General features: G+C 55.2%; 18 protein-coding genes. 4 read left to right on the forward strand and 14 right to left on the reverse strand.

What is annotated here, in order from left to right; genetic code table 11:
- Entirely contained in the window at nucleotides 1-603 is a 603-nt protein-coding gene (locus JQR90_RS10515; RefSeq protein ID WP_010798430.1) for a glutathione S-transferase family protein, read from the reverse strand.
- 15 nt (nucleotides 604-618) lie between these two features.
- On the reverse strand, nucleotides 619-1,776 hold the full coding sequence (locus JQR90_RS10520; RefSeq protein ID WP_010798431.1) for a PLP-dependent aminotransferase family protein: 1,158 nt from the start codon (nucleotides 1,774-1,776) through the stop codon (nucleotides 619-621).
- Nucleotides 1,777-1,856: 80 nt separating this feature from the next.
- Between JQR90_RS10520 and JQR90_RS10525 the strand changes: the two genes are divergently transcribed.
- The 3 genes from JQR90_RS10525 (at nucleotide 1,857) to JQR90_RS10535 (ending at nucleotide 4,248) form a co-directional block, all read left to right on the forward strand.
- Nucleotides 1,857-2,327: a MarR family winged helix-turn-helix transcriptional regulator gene (locus tag JQR90_RS10525; protein ID WP_010798432.1), complete on the forward strand. Its 471-nt coding sequence runs from the start codon at nucleotides 1,857-1,859 to the stop codon at nucleotides 2,325-2,327.
- A 120-nt stretch (nucleotides 2,328-2,447) separates the two neighbouring features.
- Entirely contained in the window at nucleotides 2,448-3,050 is a 603-nt protein-coding gene (locus tag JQR90_RS10530) for a LysE family translocator (protein WP_037030959.1), read from the forward strand.
- Between the two features lie 10 nt (nucleotides 3,051-3,060).
- Nucleotides 3,061-4,248 carry a benzoate/H(+) symporter BenE family transporter gene (locus JQR90_RS10535; RefSeq protein WP_010798434.1) on the forward strand — a complete coding sequence of 396 codons (1,188 nt, stop codon included), beginning with the start codon at nucleotides 3,061-3,063 and terminating at the stop codon, nucleotides 4,246-4,248.
- A gap of 69 nt (nucleotides 4,249-4,317) precedes the next feature.
- On the opposite strand, the gene rluB is transcribed toward JQR90_RS10535, so the two are convergent.
- The 4 genes from rluB to zwf all read right to left on the reverse strand — a co-directional run bounded on the left by rluB (nucleotide 4,318) and on the right by zwf (nucleotide 8,412).
- The gene (rluB, locus tag JQR90_RS10540; protein ID WP_010798435.1) at nucleotides 4,318-5,424 is read right to left on the reverse strand and encodes a 23S rRNA pseudouridine(2605) synthase RluB; all 1,107 of its coding nucleotides are present in this window, start codon (nucleotides 5,422-5,424) and stop codon (nucleotides 4,318-4,320) included.
- A gap of 171 nt (nucleotides 5,425-5,595) precedes the next feature.
- Entirely contained in the window at nucleotides 5,596-6,234 is a 639-nt protein-coding gene (locus tag JQR90_RS10545) for a bifunctional 4-hydroxy-2-oxoglutarate aldolase/2-dehydro-3-deoxy-phosphogluconate aldolase (RefSeq protein WP_010798436.1), read from the reverse strand.
- Between the two features lie 11 nt (nucleotides 6,235-6,245).
- Nucleotides 6,246-6,956 carry a 6-phosphogluconolactonase gene (gene pgl, locus JQR90_RS10550; protein WP_010798437.1) on the reverse strand — a complete coding sequence of 237 codons (711 nt, stop codon included), beginning with the start codon at nucleotides 6,954-6,956 and terminating at the stop codon, nucleotides 6,246-6,248.
- Complete coding sequence (zwf, locus tag JQR90_RS10555; protein ID WP_010798438.1) at nucleotides 6,943-8,412, reverse strand: glucose-6-phosphate dehydrogenase; 1,470 nt, start codon at nucleotides 8,410-8,412, stop codon at nucleotides 6,943-6,945. The genes pgl and zwf overlap by 14 nt, the downstream gene beginning before the upstream one ends.
- A gap of 161 nt (nucleotides 8,413-8,573) precedes the next feature.
- Here zwf and JQR90_RS10560 point away from each other — a divergent pair, with 161 nt between their 5' ends.
- Nucleotides 8,574-9,449: a MurR/RpiR family transcriptional regulator gene (locus JQR90_RS10560; protein ID WP_010798439.1), complete on the forward strand. Its 876-nt coding sequence runs from the start codon at nucleotides 8,574-8,576 to the stop codon at nucleotides 9,447-9,449.
- 44 nt (nucleotides 9,450-9,493) lie between these two features.
- Here JQR90_RS10560 and JQR90_RS10565 read toward each other — a convergent pair whose 3' ends face one another.
- The 8 genes from JQR90_RS10565 to JQR90_RS10600 form a co-directional block, all read right to left on the reverse strand.
- Nucleotides 9,494-9,667, reverse strand: coding sequence for a DUF1289 domain-containing protein (locus JQR90_RS10565; protein WP_010798440.1), 174 nt, complete (start codon nucleotides 9,665-9,667; stop codon nucleotides 9,494-9,496).
- A 74-nt stretch (nucleotides 9,668-9,741) separates the two neighbouring features.
- On the reverse strand, nucleotides 9,742-11,058 hold the full coding sequence (locus JQR90_RS10570; RefSeq protein ID WP_019365555.1) for a carbohydrate porin: 1,317 nt from the start codon (nucleotides 11,056-11,058) through the stop codon (nucleotides 9,742-9,744).
- A gap of 76 nt (nucleotides 11,059-11,134) precedes the next feature.
- Nucleotides 11,135-12,346 (reverse strand): AGE family epimerase/isomerase, encoded by a 1,212-nt coding sequence (locus JQR90_RS10575; RefSeq protein WP_010798442.1) that lies wholly within the window; start codon nucleotides 12,344-12,346, stop codon nucleotides 11,135-11,137.
- Nucleotides 12,347-12,356: 10 nt separating this feature from the next.
- Nucleotides 12,357-13,268, reverse strand: coding sequence for a carbohydrate kinase family protein (locus JQR90_RS10580; RefSeq protein ID WP_010798443.1), 912 nt, complete (start codon nucleotides 13,266-13,268; stop codon nucleotides 12,357-12,359).
- A 9-nt stretch (nucleotides 13,269-13,277) separates the two neighbouring features.
- Nucleotides 13,278-14,381: an ABC transporter ATP-binding protein gene (locus JQR90_RS10585; RefSeq protein WP_010798444.1), complete on the reverse strand. Its 1,104-nt coding sequence runs from the start codon at nucleotides 14,379-14,381 to the stop codon at nucleotides 13,278-13,280.
- 8 nt (nucleotides 14,382-14,389) lie between these two features.
- Nucleotides 14,390-15,235 carry a carbohydrate ABC transporter permease gene (locus tag JQR90_RS10590; RefSeq protein ID WP_010798445.1) on the reverse strand — a complete coding sequence of 282 codons (846 nt, stop codon included), beginning with the start codon at nucleotides 15,233-15,235 and terminating at the stop codon, nucleotides 14,390-14,392.
- Nucleotides 15,228-16,157 carry a carbohydrate ABC transporter permease gene (locus JQR90_RS10595; protein ID WP_010798446.1) on the reverse strand — a complete coding sequence of 310 codons (930 nt, stop codon included), beginning with the start codon at nucleotides 16,155-16,157 and terminating at the stop codon, nucleotides 15,228-15,230. Before JQR90_RS10595 ends, JQR90_RS10590 begins: the two co-directional genes overlap by 8 nt.
- An 86-nt stretch (nucleotides 16,158-16,243) precedes the next feature.
- Complete coding sequence (locus JQR90_RS10600; RefSeq protein ID WP_010798447.1) at nucleotides 16,244-17,503, reverse strand: ABC transporter substrate-binding protein; 1,260 nt, start codon at nucleotides 17,501-17,503, stop codon at nucleotides 16,244-16,246.
- Between the last annotated feature and the right edge of the window lie 8 nt (nucleotides 17,504-17,511).

Here is a 17,511-nt window from a genome sequence, read left to right on the forward strand (position 1 = left end):
TCAGTCATACATGCCCACATGCTGCGGATGGCTTGCAACACGCTGCAGCCAGGCATTGATGGCAGGGTACCGAGACAAGTCGAATCCACCCTCTGCCGCTACGTGCGTATAGGCGTAAAGCGCAATATCGGCAATGGAGTACGTATCGCCTACCAGATACGGTGTCCGGGAGAGTTGCTGCTCCATAACATCCAATGCCTTATAGCCTTCCTTAAGGCAACTTGCATGTTCGGCACGCCGCTCTTCAGGCATGTCAAGGTAAAACTGAATAAACCGCGCCACTGCTACGTAGGGCTCATGACTGTACTGCTCGAAGAATTGCCATTGCAGTACATGAGTCCGCAAACGCGGCTCCTGGGGCAGGAATGTGCTGCCTTCTGCCAGGTAGTTTAGAATGGCATTGGACTCCCATAGGTAGGAGCCATCATCCAGCTCAAGCACAGGAATCTTGCCATTGGGGTTTTTTTCAAGAAACGCTGGAGAGCGTGTCTCGCCCTTTAAGATATCTACATCAACCCATTCATAGGCAAATCCGCGCAAGGCCATCATCAGCTTGACCTTGTAGCAGTTGCCGGAACGCTGGTCTCCATAAATCCGGTACATAATGATCTCCTTTCATTACAAGGCCTGGGCGGCCTTTATGACACTGGCCAAACGGCTCAGCCCTTCATCAACACGCTCAGGTGCCACATGGCTGAAATTCAGGCGCAAGCGACCAAGGTTGCCCTCCGGGTCACTGAAGAAAGGCTCCCCAGGCATGAAGGCCACATCCTGAGCCAAAGCGGGCTCCAACAGCAAGCGTGTGTCGATTGGCTGGCGCAGTGTTAGCCAGAAAAATAGTCCCCCCTGAGGCTGATCCCAGTCTGCAAGCTCACCAAAGTGGCGAACTAACGCAGCCTGGAAGGCATCGCGACGAGCACGATAGAAATTGCGCAGCTCCTGAATATGGGCTTGATAGCGTGGCGTTCCGACCCACTGTAAGGCCTGCCACTGCCCGATACGGTTCGTATGCAGATCAGCGGCCTGCTTGAGGCGCAGCAAATAAGGATACAGATCAGGAGAGGCAATCAGATACCCCACGCGCAAACCGGGCAGTAACGTCTTGGAGACCGTACCGGTATAGATCCAGCTGGTTCTCTTCAAGCGGCTTACGATAGGCGTAGCCGGTGCATCATCAAAGATCAGCTCGCGATATGGCTCATCTTCAATCAGCGTGACGCTGAACTCATCCATCAAGGCCGCCACCTGATCACGGCAGGCTTCGGTGTAACGTACACCGGACGGGTTCTGGAAAGTAGGAATCAGATAGGCAAAGGCTGGCTTGTTGGTCTCGAGGCACTGGCGCAGCGCTTCAATATCCATGCCTTCCGCCGTCAGTGGTACTGTCAGGCAATCAGCACCGAAAAATTGAAAGCTTTGCAGCGCAGCCAGATAGCTGGGGCCTTCTAACAGCACCTGAGTATCTTGGTCGATGTAGAGTTTTGCAGCCAGATCCAATGCCTGTTGCGAACCAGCCGTAACCAGTACTTGACTGGCATCACACTCAACGCCCAAGGCTCTGGCCTGGGCAGCGATCGCTTCGCGCAGCTCCGGCTCTCCTTCGCTCGTTCCATACTGCCCCAGATTCACCGGCAGAGCATCCCATTCCACGCGCGGCAACATCTCCTGCGCAGGCAGACCACCTGCAAAGGACATCACTTCCGGACGCTGTGCCGCTGCCAGAATTTCGCGGATAAGACTGCTTTTTAGACGGGTAACGCGTTCGGAGAAAGCCATGGAAGCACCAGTAGTCAGCGGCCGGAGAATAAGTCAAACTGCTTGACCGAAACTACGCTGAACCGGATAGAAGCGTCAATATGCTTGACCTAAAAAATACCGTAGCCCAACGCCAGGCGATGCAGTCATTCTTCTTCGGCTACCAGGCATTTACCGCCAAGGCCGACGAAATGCTTTCGCGCCGCGGGTTTAGCCGCGTACACCAGCGTATTCTCTTTTTCGTGGCTGGCTCGCCAGGAATCAGCCACAAAGAGTTGCTGGAGGCTTTGGGGGTTACCAAGCAGGCCGCTAATCCGCCCGTTCGCCAGCTAATTGAAAAAGATATGCTTGTGGTGGAGTCAGACGCGGAAGACAAGCGCAAGCGCAAGCTGCGACTGACATCGCACGGTGCAAAGCTTGAGCAGCTCCTGCGGCGGGAACAAGTCAAGCTGCTACAGCGTGCCTTTGACGAAGCCGGAGAAGCCGCGGTAGAGGGATGGATGAAAATCAACCAGACGCTGGCAGGCCAGGAGCGCCAACGCGAATCGAGCCGGAAAGACGGGTCGACTTGAGCACAGCTAGCGGCTTCATTCAGACAAAGCCTGATCGACTGTACGGCTCCTTCTATAGGTGAGTGTATCGGTACGCCAGCCAACAGGCTGTTTATGCTGGAAAAAAAGGGAAGCCCAGCCATGACAGCCGAATTACTTACCGCTTTTATACTTTTTGCCTTCGTATCCTCAGCTACCCCGGGTCCCAATAACATGATGCTGCTCGCGTCAGGCGTTAACTATGGTTTCCGCCGGACACTTCCGCATATGTTCGGCATTAGCCTTGGGCATATGGTGATGGTAATCACAATGGGATTGGGTCTTGGACAATTGTTCAGCCTGTACCCCTCACTGCACATGGCCTTGAAGGTCGTGGCTACTGCATACCTGTTGTACCTGGCATGGAAAATTGCCAACGCCGCACCGCCTACGCCCAAGCAGGCTTCCGGCAAACCATTCGGTTTTTTTCAGGCAGCTGCCTTTCAATGGGTCAATCCAAAAGCCTGGGTAATGGCCATAGGCGCCGTCACTACGTATTTGCCCGTTCAAGATTTCAACAGTAACCTGCTGCTGATAGCGCTGCTGTTTGCGCTTATCAACTTGCCTAGCGTTAGCCTTTGGACGCTGTTTGGTATGGCATTACGTACACTTTTGAATAGCCCGATGCGTCTGCGTGCGTTCAACTGGACGATGGCTGCCCTGCTAGTTATTTCTCTGTACCCGATTCTGCTGTCTACCCATTGAAGACCGTACCATGACCGTATCCACCGCCTTGCGCCCTTTTGCCGACACATCGCCTTCTTCAATCGTTGCCGGTTTCGTAGCGATGCTGGTTGGCTACACCAGCTCCCTGGTGCTTATGTTCCAGGCAGGCCAGAATGCAGGGCTGAACAACGCTCAGATTTCCTCTTGGATCTGGGCGCTGTCCATCGGGATGGCGATAACCACGATCGCGCTCTCGCTGCGCTTCAGGACTCCCATCGTCATCGCATGGTCTACCCCCGGTGCTGCCCTGCTGATGACCAGCTTGCCTCAGGTCCCTTACAGCGAGGCTATTGGCGCTTTCATGTTATGCGCCCTCCTCACGGCCTTCTGCGGTATGACTGGCAGCTTCGAGCGTCTGATGCGCAAGGTTCCTGCTGCATTGGCCGCCGCGCTGCTGGCAGGCATCCTGTTTCGGATCGGCATTGAGATCTGCTCGGCTACTGAGCAGCAACCTCTGCTTGTAATAGGCATGTTCCTGACGTATTTGCTGACCAAACGGCAGGCACCCCGTTATGCCGTATTGGCTGCCCTGATGATTGGAATGATCATCGCCGCCGTCATAGGGCTGTTGCATTTCGAGCACTTTCATTTGCAATTGGCGGTGCCTGTCTGGACCACACCGTCCTTCTCCATGTCCGCCATCATCAGCATTGGTATTCCGCTATTTGTTGTTGCCATGGCTTCTCAAAACATGCCAGGCATTGCGGTTTTGCGGACCGACGGCTACCAGACACCTGCCTCCCCCCTGATATCCGTTACCGGAATAGCCTCGTTACTGTTGGCCCCATTCGGCTCCCACGGAATTAACCTGGCGGCCATCAGCGCAGCCATCTGTACAGGGCCTGAGGCCCACGAAGACTCACAAAAGCGCTACACCGCAGCACTCTGGTGCGGCTTCTTTTACGGTATAGCCGGAACGTTTGGTGCAACACTGGCAGCCCTGTTTGCAGCGCTTCCTAAAGAATTAGTGCTATCCATCGCCGCACTTGCACTGCTTGGGTCCATCATGAATGGGCTTAACAGTGCCATGAGCGACCCTAAACAACGCGAAGCCGCTCTTGTCACTTTTCTTGTAACCGCTTCAGGCATGACATTATTAGGCGTTGGGTCGGCTTTCTGGGGAGTGGTCGCAGGCCTGATCACCCAGCTAGTCCTGAATTGGAAAAAGGCTACTTGATCAACGATATAGGTAGAGCCCATACAAAAACGGCTCGCCTAGGCGAGCCGTTCGAGCACAGGTAACCGCTTAGCGTTTACCGCGATTATTACTACCAAAGCCTGGACGCTGACCTTCACGGGCTGGACCATTACGGCGCTGTGCCGGTGCGGCCCGTTCCCGGGCAGGACGCTCGCGACGTCCGTCATCACCAGAGGCATGCTCTTCACGAGTCCGTACCGGACGCTTGCGCCCACTTTCGGATGGACGCTCGGCTAATGGCGTGCCACCACGGCGGCCTTCGCCCTGCGGCTTGCCAGAGCGCTTGTCACCACGGCCGCCGCGGCCAGCCTCAACAGGCTTGCCGGACTTGCGCTGCATACGCTCAAGCTTTTCGCGAACCTTCGCGGTCACAGGAGGCAATTCAACAGGCGTCAGCCCTACTTCTGCGCTGAGAATATTGATTTCACCCTGCATCATCTCGCGCCAGCGGCCCATGGACAATTCAGCCGTCAGGAAAACCGGTCCGAAACGTACCCGCTTCAAGCGGCTGACCAGCACGCCCTGGGATTCCCACAGGCGACGAACCTCTCGGTTACGTCCTTCCATGACCACGCAATGGAACCAGTGGTTGAAACCGTCACCATTGGGAGCCTGTTGGATATCGGTAAAACGTGCAGGACCGTCTTCCAGCATGACACCTGCCTTGAGACGCTCGATCATGGCCTCATCGACTTCACCACGCACACGTACCGCGTACTCCCGGTCCATCTGATAAGAGGGATGCATCAAGCGGTTGGCCAGCTCACCGTCGGTTGTGAACAAAAGCAGGCCGGTCGTGTTGATATCCAGACGACCAATATTGATCCACCGCCCGCCTCTCAGGCGCGGCAATCGGTCAAACACCGTAGGACGCCCTTCGGGGTCATCACGGGTGCAGACTTCACCTTCAGGCTTGTTGTAAATCAGTACACGGCGAACATTTTCGGTGGCCTCTTCGCGGCGTAGCACACGCCCGTCCACAGCAATGGCATCCTGAGGCGTAACACGCTGACCCAGAGTGGCGACATTTCCGTTTACTTGAATACGGCCCTCGGCAATCCAGGCTTCCACATCACGGCGGGAACCTACACCCATACGGGACAGGACTTTCTGGAGTTTTTCCCCGACTGGGGTATGAGGAGTGTTGTCGTTCATAAGGCACCTCCCGGTGTAAGCGGCAACAAAAAGGCGCGCATCATAGCGTCACCTGGCCTATGAGCCTAGCGACTAAATGACTCGACGTGCAGGCCTTTCGACAGAAAAGAGATGGATGGTCTGAGATGCAGACGGCCTGCATGATACAGGCCGTCGAACAAGATGACTGCCTTAATCGAGCGCAGCCAGGGCTTCGCGGCAAAGCTGCTCTATCTTTGTCCAGTCACGCGCCTTGATAGCGTCGGAAGGCAGCATCCAGCTACCTCCTACGCACATGACATTGCTTTGCTGGAAATAGGCTTTGACATTACTCGGATTGACGCCGCCCGTTGGGCAGAATCGAAGATCGCCAAAAGGACCGGCAAAGGCTTTAAGCGCGTCTATTCCACCGTAAACGTTGGCCGGGAAGAGCTTGAAGCGACGGTAACCCAGCCGATAGGCACGCATGATGTCTGAAGGCGTAGCAATACCGGGCAGTAGCGGCACATCGCTTTTAACGCCTGCCTCAAGGATTTCGTCCGTGCAGCCGGGCGTTACAATGAACTGAGCACCTGCTTCTACCGCAGCATCAAACATGTGGGTGTCCAGAACAGTACCGACACCCACCGTTAGCTCCGGGCGTTCCTTGCGCAGCAGGCGCACAGCATCCAAACCATGGGCAGAGCGAAGCGTGACTTCCAGTGTCTTGAGCCCCCCCGCTGCCATCGCGTCAGCAAAAGGCAGGACGTCAGCCGGATCGTTGATCACGATGACGGGCAGGATGCGTGCTTTCTGGCTCAGCGCATCAATGGCAGCGATCTTGTTTTGCATGTCACTCATCCTCAAGGGCACCAATAGATCTTCAGCGGCTCTCGCAGGAAGGCGCTGATAGGAGTCGCCAGCTCATCACCGGCAGTTGCAGCGGTTTGCAGAGCGGCCAACTTACTCTGGCCCTGGATGGCCAGGAACTGATTGTGAGCACCAGACAACAATGCGCGTGTCATGGTCAGGCGTTGACGAGGCACGGAAGGTGCCCACATGGGCAGGCACAAGCGCTCGCTCTGTGGATCAAGCGCATCTTCAAGCCCAGGGCTTCCGGGAAACAACGAAGCAGTATGTGCATCGTCGCCCATTCCCAGCACCAGTACATCGATAGGCTTGGGCAGATTCTGCAAGCGGTTATCAGCCTCCTGAGCAGCCGTTTCAGCGTTTTCGCCAGCGGCATAGAGGTCTACAAAAGTCGCTGCACGGGCTGCATTACGCAACAGGTGCTTGCGAATTAGCCCGCCGTTGCTATCCGGATGTTCTAAAGGCACCCAGCGCTCATCGGCGAGCGTAATCGTGACCTTCGCCCAGTCCAGCTCCTGCTCGGATAACTGTTCAAAGAACGGCACTGGGCTACGACCACCCGAAACCACCAGTGTGGCCGCCCCTTTCTGTGCAATAGCCTCACGAAGCGCAGCCGCTACAGCTTGGGTCAGCTGCTCAGCATGGGCCTCACGACCGTTCAGCTCGATGAATTCGACGCCTTGTGGCAGGTTAGATATCGCCATACCAGGATCTCCCGTCACGTGCAATGAGAGCAATGGAAGTCAGCGGGCCCCATGTGCCAGCTGCGTATGATTTCGGGGTATCGCCCATTTTTTCCCAGCCTTCCATGAGCTGGTCGCACCAGCGCCAGGCCGCCTCGATCTCGTCCTTGCGCACGAAGAGAGACTGGTTGCCCTGCATCACTTCCAGCAACAAACGCTCATACGCGTCTGGTACCCGCGCCGACTTGAAGGCCTCGGAGAAATTGAGCTGCAACGGACCGCTGCGCAGCTGCATCCCTTTACTCAAGCCTTGATCCTTGGTCATGACCTGCAGGGAAATCCCTTCGTCCGGCTGAATACGGATGATCAGTCGGTTGTTGATCAGACTCCGCTGCTCAGGCGCGAAGATGTAGTGTGGCGGTTCCTTGAAATGAATAACGATCTGCGAAAGTTTTTGCGGCATACGCTTGCCGGTACGCAAATAGAAAGGCACTCCAGACCAACGCCAGTTACGAATATCGGCGCGAATGGCCACGAATGTTTCCGTGCTGCTGCTCTCGTTGGAGTTTTCTTCCTCCAGATAGCCGGGCACCGGCTTGCCATCGCTGTAACCACTCGTGTACTGGCCCAGCACGACACGGCTGGCCAGCTGATCGGCGGTGATCGGCTCGAGCGCCTTGAGCACCTTGACCTTTTCGTCACGGATACTGTCCGCCGAGAGATCAGCCGGCGGGTCCATTGCAGTCAGGCAAAGCAGCTGCAGCAAGTGGTTCTGCACCATGTCGCGTAGCTGCCCGGCCTGATCGAAATAACCCCAGCGGCCTTCGATCCCTACTTTCTCAGCAACCGTAATCTCCACGTGGGAGATATAGTTCTGGTTCCATTGGGTCTCAAACAGACTGTTTGCAAACCGCAGAGCAATCAGATTCTGTACGGTTTCCTTACCCAGGTAATGGTCGATACGGTAGACCTGACTTTCCGGGAAGAACCGAGCCACGGAGTCGTTCACGACACGCGAAGACTCAAGGTCATGGCCGATGGGCTTTTCCATGACGACACGTGTACGGCTGCTAAGCCCTACCGCATCAAGATTCTCGCAAATCGAGCTGTATACTGAGGCGGGTGTTGCGAAATACGCAATCACCGTTTCGGAGTCACCCACGTCTTCGGCCAGTCCGGCATAGTCTTCCATGCGTCGGAAATCCATGGCACGGTAGCTTAAGCGGGCGGCGAAACGTTCCCAGACGGCTTGATTCCAGTCAGCATTCGGCACGTAATGCCGAACCCGCTCTTCAATATGAGCGAGCTGCTTGGTGCCGTCTCCTTGATCTCGAGCAAGCGCGACGATACGCGTGTCATCATGGAGGAGACCTTCGCGATCGAGTTGGTAGAGAGCCGGAAACAACTTGCGCAGAGCGAGATCGCCCAACGCGCCGAACAGGGCCAAAGTGCAAGGGAGTACGCGAACTGCTGGCATATATTCGTTCTTTTACGAAAAGTTGGTGAATGAAAGCCCAGTTTAAGTGAGCTTTCCCCTTTTACGTAGTATAAAAATCAAAAATTTAATAAAACCTTTTTGTGCAGCCTTATTCCTCTATAGCTGTACGATAAAAGGATGACAACTTTCAGGAGCATTTGATGGATCGGGCCAGCACATTGCTGCAATTGATTCAGACCCGTCTGCCGGAATTGAACCGTGCCGAACGCAAGGTAGCCGAGGTTATTCTAAACAATCCACGGCAGGCTACCCGCCTGACCATTGCCGCCCTGGCACAGGCAGCACACGTCAGCGAACCGACCGTCAACCGCTTCTGCCGATCACTGGGAATCAGCGGCTACCCTGAAATGAAGATTCAGCTGGCCCAGAGCATCGCCAGCGGCGCCGTCTACGTAAGCCAGGCGGTGGAAGCGGATGATGAGCCTGAAGCCTACTCAGAAAAAATTTTCAGTAGCACCATCGCCTCGCTCGATAATGCTCGTCAGCGCATGGATGCTCAAGTGATCAATCGAGCCGTCAATCTCCTGATTCAGGCACGGCAGATTCATTTCTTTGGCCTGGGTGCATCCGCACCCGTAGCGCTGGATGCCCAGCACAAATTCTTTCGCTTCGGTTTAGCTGTTTCGGCCCATTCAGACATTCTGATGCAGCGCATGCTTGCGTCTGTAGCGCAGATGGGCGAAGTCTTTGTCATTATTTCCTACACCGGCCGTACGCGCGAACTGGTGGATGTTGCCAAGCTGGCACGGGATAACGGGGCATCGGTTATCGGGATGACTGCTGCCAACTCTCCGCTTGCGAAGGTTTCAACACTTAGCCTTGATATTCCAGTGCCCGAAGATACTGATATCTACATGCCAATGTCGTCACGTATCGTTCAGCTGACAGTACTCGACATTCTAGCCACTGGCGTTACGCTGCGCCGCGGCGTTGATTTCCAGCCGCACCTGCGCAAAGTAAAGGAAAGTCTGGTAGCAACACGCTATCCAATGGAGCAGGAACAGGAAGAGTTGTAATCGACGAGAAAGGCTGGAGCAGTACGCTTCAGCCTGTAGCGAGGTTATTTCTTCTTGAGCTTCTTGAGACGCTTGCTGGCCTTTTCGACCACATCCTTGCGCTCTTTGTCCTTCATGGACTTCCAGCCCTTGATTTCATCGCGGCTGCGGCCGCATCCCTGACAGACTTCATCCTTGAGCTTGCATTGGCTTACGCAGGGACTCTCAACCTTACCCACAGGGCTACCTCAGCATCTGAACACAGCGAACAGTATAAACACACTGCTCGCTGCGCCCAGTACCATCTGCGGAATTAAAACACCGCTTGGACCTTCAGGCCGCCGACAACAGCATTATCGACTTCCTTGACGCCACCCGGGTTACGCATGTACTGAATATTCGGACGTAGGGTGAGCCAGTTGGTCACGTGTACGCCGTAGTACAGCTCAGCATCGTATTCGCTGTACTGCAGCGGTACGTAGCCTGGGTTGTCATAATCGTCGATACCGGTAGCAAGGTTGGCTGCACGCTGCGCATCACGCGCATCGCTGTTGGTGTGGATACGGGCCACACCGAAACCGATGTCGTCTTTTGGTCGCGCATCGAATGGCCCCTTGTACACCACACCAGCCTGGATGTAGTTGTCTACCTTGTTGGTAGCCTTGTCATGCACCGTGAAGTTGGCGAATACACTCAGACCACGAGAAGCATCACCGTTGTGCTTGGTCAGCTGCTGCTTGGCTACAACCCAGTAGCCATGCTTACTGGAATGACGGCTGGAAACACCATCCACATCATCCGCATCAGCGGTGCTGTAGTAGTAACCAAAGCGGTACTCACCCGGCAGGCTGTTCAGCGTTGGCAACCATACCAGCTCAACTGGCAGGATCACACCTTTGGCACCGCTGGTATTCATCTTGAAGCCATTACCGGTTTCAAGCAGCGACGGGTTCTGCTCGTAAACCCCAACCTGGGCAAACAGCTCAGGTGTCAGGTTGTACTTGACGCGCATGGCCCACTGGCTGACCGGCCAGTTGTACCACTGATCACCTACCCAGTTACCCACCTGGGAACCACAGAACGCCAGGTTCTGGAAGTCACAGTCGAACGAGTTGAAATCTTCACCCTCGCCGAAACGACCAGCCTTGATGTCCAGACGGCCATCAAAGAACCCCTTGCTCAACCACAGCTGGGTAAGGCGCCAGGTCTGGCCGCGACCCCAGACTTCTTGTACGGAAGAATACGTACCGGAACGTGGATCACCAATATTGTCGTTGGTCAGGTTACGGCCGTCACGTGAAGTAATGGCAACCTTGAATACGGAATTCTCCCAACCCAACGTCTTGTTCATGTCGACCGCCAGGCCGAACATGTACTGGGAAGACCAACGTGCGGTGTGATCCTTGTCATATCCACCTCGCATGTTGGTAGCGCCTTCCCCGACGTACTCCAACTTGATGTCGTAACCCTTATCTAGCAGTTCAGTACGCAGGCCACCCCAATCGCCTGTCATACCACCTGCTTCAGGGTCGAAGGCATCGGCTGCATGGGCAGTGGCACTGAGTCCACCCAGTGCAGCTAACGACAACACAGCCAAGTGCCGTACGCGTTTGCCTTTATGCTTATACATTCTTCTCGGTCCTTTATAATTTTTAATGGGCTATACGCAACACACCACAGGTCCCGCGCCAATAACTGGCTAAACTTCACGGCAGAACATTAAGTACCTCGTAACAGGCTCCCATGGTGTGGTAGTCGACCTTTCCGGCCGGACTTTTTTCGTCGGAATACTTAGTATTTCGACGGTCGAGAATGCGCCACCAAGCGCCATACTCGTGATCAATGAAATGCTCCCAACTATAGTGCCAGAGCTGTTCATATTGTTTCCAATATTTACCGTTACCGGTGCGCTCGGCAAGCAAGGCTGCAGCCGCCAAGGCCTCGGCCTGAACCCAGAAGTACTTGTCTGGATCACAAACGCTGCCATCCGGAGCGAAACCGTAATATAGGCCACCATGTTCATGATCCCATGAGGTTTTCCACGCGGCATCAAACAGCTCTGCAGCACGTGGCGCCAACCATGCTTGGGGACGATGGCGCTCGAGAATCAGCAAGAGCTTGGCCCACTCGACCTGATGTCCAGGCTGGAAGCCCCAAGGGCGGAACAGGTTGGCAGGATCATCTCTGTTGTAATCCCAATCGATGCTCCAATCCTGATGGTAATGCTCCCAGATCAACCCGCCTGATACATCCTGAGCAACCTCAGCGCTTTCCTGGCTAAGTGCTGCCTGGCGCTGAGTCATGTTGAGTGCAAGCGTTTCGGCGCGGTCCAGATAGCGGGACTCTTGTGTCGCCTCATAGGCAGCCAGAAGCGCCTCGCAGGCATGCATGTTGGCATTTTGTCCACGATAGGAGGAAACCTCGGACCAGTCGGCACTGATCTCATCACAGTACAGACCGTCTTCTTCACGCCAAAAATGACGCTCGAAGGTAACCCACGCTTCAGCCAGCCATGCTCTGGCCTCCTCGACTCCTGCCATGACGCCGTGAGAGTACGCCAGGATAACGAATGCCAGACCATAGGCATGATTGGTGCCGTCTACTACTTTGTCGCCCTTCAGTAGCCAGGCGTAGCTGCCATTGGGCTGCAGATGCTTTTCCCTTAGAAAGCGAAGCCCATGCCGTGTGGCGCCCAAGTATTCAGCGTTGCCAAACTGCCGATGGGCCATTGCAAAATTGAAGACGAAACGGGTACTGGAGACAAGATGGCGCGTCTCTCGATCATAGATATCGCCATTGTCACGGAAGAACTGGAAAAACCCGCCCTGCTCGTCGATGCAGCGTGGATAGTAGAAAGCCAGCGTATGCTGGATATGATCCAGCAGAGTGTCACGTTGACGGAAGTCTGGAAAGTTCATGCGAAGTCCCTTAGGCAGGAAGTGGCGAAGTCGCCATCATGGCGCGAACGTCATCAAGCGTCGGCGCATAGGCCCCCGATTTTTGGCAAGACACCGAGGCACAGGCAGCTGCGAAAAGTAGTCGCTCTTCCAGTGATGCGCTTGAAATGATCCCTGACGCCAACCACCCCGCCATACAGGCGTCACCGGCACCTACGGTGTCCGCCACATGAATCGGAATACCAGGCTGAGTCCACTCCCCCTGGCTGGAAAGCAGCGTGATGCCCTTGGCACCCTGCGTATAGAGGATGTTGGCCTTTGGATTCATCTCCCGCAGGCGGCTCAAGCCCTGTTCAGGCGTTAATCCGGGATAGATATTTTCCAGGTCTTCGTCAGAAAGCTTGATGTCGTCTGCCAGCCTCACAAGGGTTGGAAAGATACGACGACAGTAGTCATCGCCCATCAGGTTTCGCCAGTTGGGGTCGTAGCTGATACGTTTACCTGCTGCCTTGGCCTTTTCTGCCTGTTCAAGCAGTTTGGAAGCCAACGGCTCACGGGCCAGACTGATGCAGCTGAAGTGGCAGAGTTCAGCTGCCTCGAGCCAGCCGTGCGGCAACGCATCCGGATCAAAGGCTAGATCCGCCTCCCCAGCAAAGAAATATCGGGGTGGATTGCTGGACGGTACTACTGCCACCAGCGGATCAGCTTCGACCCGCTGCAGAAAACGCATGTCCAGTCCGGACACCTGAGACTGCTCATGAATCTCATCGCCTAGAGAATCCTGGCTGATTGATCCCGCAAACGCAGCGGGTACGCCCAGACGCGCCAGCGTCCGGGCAACATTCCACGGTGCACCGCCTGGATGGCCTTGCCACTGTCCGGGTGAATGCTGGACCAGATCGGTCAAGGCCTCTCCAAAAACCACCACACGTGGCAATGTCATAACTTTCTCCTAAGCGATACGAGCACCTGAAGCAGGTTCGAATAATACGAGACGCTCTACATCAAGCTCTAGCGTTACGATTGATCCGATTTCAGGAGTGTCGACTGGCGCTACTCGACAACACACCTGGACGCCATTGACCTCGACATAAACCAGAGTGTCGGGGCCTGTTGGCTCTACGACCTGCACTCGGGCGCTGACCAATGGCAAATCGCCGATCTGACCACTGCGAATACAGATTTGCTCAGGTCGAACCCCTAAAATTGCTTCGCGACCGTCTGCCAGAGCGGTTTGAAGCATGGGTAGACCAATAGCGGTACGCTCGCCATGCCCCTGCAAACGCGCCACAGGGCGCCCGTTTTCCTGCTCCAACGCGACAGGAATGAAGTTCATTGGCGGAGAACCAATGAAGCTGGCCACGAAGAGGTTGGCGGGGTTGTTGTAGATTTCCTGGGGAGTACCAAACTGTTGAACTTCTCCCTCTTTCATAACTGCGACACGGTCGCCCAGCGTCATGGCTTCGATCTGGTCGTGAGTAACGTAGACAGTTGTAGTCTTGAGCCGCTGGTGCATTAGCTTGATCTCGGTGCGCATTTCCACACGCAACTTTGCATCAAGATTTGAGAGCGGCTCATCGAACAGGTAAAGCTTGGGGCGGCGCGCCAGTGCGCGCCCCATGGCGACACGTTGTTGTTGCCCACCGGATAGCTGCGAGGGTTTGCGCTCAAGCAGGTGCTCAATCTGCAAAAGCTTGGCGACACGGTCCACTTCCGCCGCGATCTGGTTTGCAGGTGTCTTGCGGATCTTCAATCCAAAGGCGATGTTTTCCCGCACCGTCATGGTCGGATACAACGCATAGGATTGAAATACCATGGCGATATCGCGGTCCTTGGGCTCGACCGCAGTTACATCCTCACCACCCAGCATGATGGCCCCGCTGGAAATATCTTCCAGGCCAGCGATGGCGTTCATCAGCGTAGACTTACCGCAACCGGAAGGACCAACCAGGATCAGGAACTGCCCGGTCTCGATACTGATATTGATACCTTTAAGCGCTTCCTGAGCAGCGTTGCCGTAGGTCTTGCGGACATTTTTAAGTTCTAGTGCGGCCATGATTGTTCTTATCCTTTGACGACGCCCGAGGTCAGACCACGGACGAAATACTTGCCGGCGAAGATGTAAACGAGCAGTGTCGGCAGCGCCGCAATCATCGCAGCGGCCATATCAACGTTGTATTCCTTGGCCCCAGTACTGGTATTGACGAGGTTGTTGAGCGCTACCGTAATCGGCTGCGCAGAGCCGCTGGCGAACACTACGCCAAACAGAAAGTCATTCCAGACCTGAGTGAACTGCCAGATCAGGCTTACCATCACGATAGGGGTGGAAAGCGGCAGCAGGATCTTCCAGAAGATGGTGAAGAAGCCTGCACCATCGAGACGTGCCGCCTTGATCAGGGCATCCGGAATACCGACGTAGTAGTTCCGGAAGAAAAGCGTTGTGAAGGCCAGACCGTAGATGACGTGAACCAGCACGAGTCCGGTGGTGGTATTGGCCAGACCCAGCTTGCCCAGGGTGAATGACATTGGTAACAGAATGACCTGGAACGGGATGAAGCAACCGAACAGCAGCATGCTGAACAATACGTTCGAGCCCTTGAAGCTCCACTTCGACAAGGCGTAGCCGTTAAGCGCACCGATGAAAGTCGAGATGATGACGGCAGGAACCGTGATCATGAAGGAGTTCCAGAAGTACTCGTGAACCGTACTCCAGGCCTTTATCCAGCCAATGAGTGTCCAGTCTACTGGTAACGTCAGCAGGTTACCGGTGCGCACGTCATCCGGTGTCTTAAAGCTGGTTAACAGCATGACTACCAGTGGCACGAGATAGACAGCGCAAGCCACCAGAAGCGTAGTGTGAATTGCAATGCGGTTGAAAGACCAGCGCTTGCTATGGGAAAGATCAGCCATGACGCTTGCTCCGCAGTTCGGAATAAAGGTAAGGCACCAGGATGGCAAGCACCGCGCCAAGCATCAGGACGGAGCTGGCCGCCCCCAACCCCATTTGCCCGCGTGTAAAGGTGTGTTGATACATGAAGACCGCAGGAAGGTCGGATGAGTAACCGGGTCCACCGGCGGTCATGGCCATTACCAAGTCAAAGCTCTTGATCGCAATGTGTGACAGGATCATCACGGCACTGAAAAAAACAGGTCGCAAACTGGGTAGAACGATGCGCAGATAAATCGTGGGCAGCGAGGCTCCGTCAATTTGTGCGGCACGAATGATGGCGCTATCCACGCCGCGTAAACCGGCCAGGAACATTGCCATGACAAAGCCGGAGGCCTGCCAGATCGCAGCGATCAGCAAGCAATAGATGACCCTATCCGTATCAACAAGCCAGTCAAAGCGGAAACCTTCCCATCCCCAGTCGCGCAGGAGCTTGTCCAGGCCTAACCCTGGGTTGAGCAGCCACTTCCAGGCAGTACCGGTAACGATCATCGATAGCGCCATGGGATAAAGATAAATGGTGCGGATAAAACCTTCGCGTCGGATGCGTTGATCCAGCAGGATGGCGAAGAACACGCCGATGATCAGGCAAAGCAGGATAAACATCCCGCCAAAGATGGCCAGGTTTTTACAGGCCACCAGCCAACGGTCGTTGGCCAGTAGGCGTTCAAACTGGGCAAGACCTGCAAAGTTATACACCGGCATGAAGCGGGACGTGGTCAATGAGATCACGGCCGTCCATAGCATGTAGCCGTACAGGCAAACAATCATTGCCACCGCGGTAGGGGCCAGAACCAGCTTGGGAAGCCATTTCTGGAGGCGGTCAGGCTTTCGTACAGACGTGCTGGTACCTGTGCGCATGATTTGCACTTCGCTTAAAGACATCGAAGAACTCCTGATCCAACCCGTAGGTTGGTATTTGCATCAGGACCGGGCGTCTTGCAACGCCCTGCCCTTACTGCATTACTGCATTACTGCGCCGCTTTGATGGAGGCGACCAGTTGTTCGGTCGCCTTTTTGGGGTCGGCGCTTGGATCGTTGAAGAAGTTGGTGATCACATCGAAGACAGCGCCCTGGATATAGCTGGTGTTGGCCATGCTATGCGCCAGGCTTGGCTCCGCTTTGCCCGAGTCGTTGGCTGCCTGGAAATCCTTCATGGACTGTTTGGCACAGTCATCGAACTTCGCCATGTCGATATCATTGCGAACAGGAATCGAGCCTTTGTTCAGGTTGAAGACTTCTTGGAAAGGCTTGTCGATGACAGTACGGGCCAAGTCGTCCTGGGCTTTCCTGTTTGCCTCGTCCTTGAGCTTGAACATGGCCAGGGAATCGATGTTGTAGATGAAGTCACCCTGAGTGCCCGGCATGACTACGCACAGGTAGTCCTTGCCAGCAGTCTTGTTTGCAGCCGTAAACTCGGCCTTGGCCCAGTCGCCCATAATCTGCATACCGGCCTTGCCATTGATGACCATGGCGGTAGCCAGGTTCCAGTCACGGCCCGCTGCATCTGGATCAATGTAGTTGCGAATACGCTTGAAGGTCTTGAACACTTCAACCATCTTGTCGCTGCGCAAAGTGTCTTCGTCAGTTTCGACAAATGCCTTGTGATAGTCCTCTGGCCCCATCATGGCCATGACCAGCGACTCGAAAATGGTGGTGTCCTGCCAGTTCTGACCGCCGTGGGCAATCGGAATGATACCTGCTGCCTTGAGCTTGTCTGCAGCCTCGAAGAACTCATCTAGTGTCGTTGGCACCTTGGCGCCCGCTTTCTGGAAGGCCTCAGGGTTTATCCAGAGCCAGTTGATGCGATGAACACCGGCGGGAACGGCGACGTAATCACCATCATGCTGCATGGTTTCAGCGATGCGCTTGGGCATGATGCTGTCCCATTTTCCGGCCTTGGCGATGTCGTTCAGGTTGGTAAGAAAGCCCATGTCAGCCCACTCCTGAATGTCGGGGCCTTTGAGCTGTGCTGCAGAAGGAGGATTGCCAGAAACCGCACGGGTTTTCAGAACGGTCATCGCGGCCTCACCGGCACCGCCGGCAACCGCGAAATCCTTCCAGGTATCGCCCTGCTTTTGCATCATTTGCTTGAGGGTATCGACAGCCCGAGCTTCACCACCTGAAGTCCACCAATGCAGGACTTCCACTTCGCCCGCCTGGGCGGTTAGGGGTAATTGGCTCAAGCAGGACAAAGAAACCGCGAGGGCGAGACGATTGAGTGCTTTCATGATCAGTG

Origin of the sequence: Pseudomonas sp. JZ114 (genome assembly GCF_051027705.1) — a bacterium.
In the GTDB taxonomy this organism is placed as follows: Bacteria; Pseudomonadota; Gammaproteobacteria; order Pseudomonadales; family Pseudomonadaceae; genus Chryseomonas; species Chryseomonas luteola.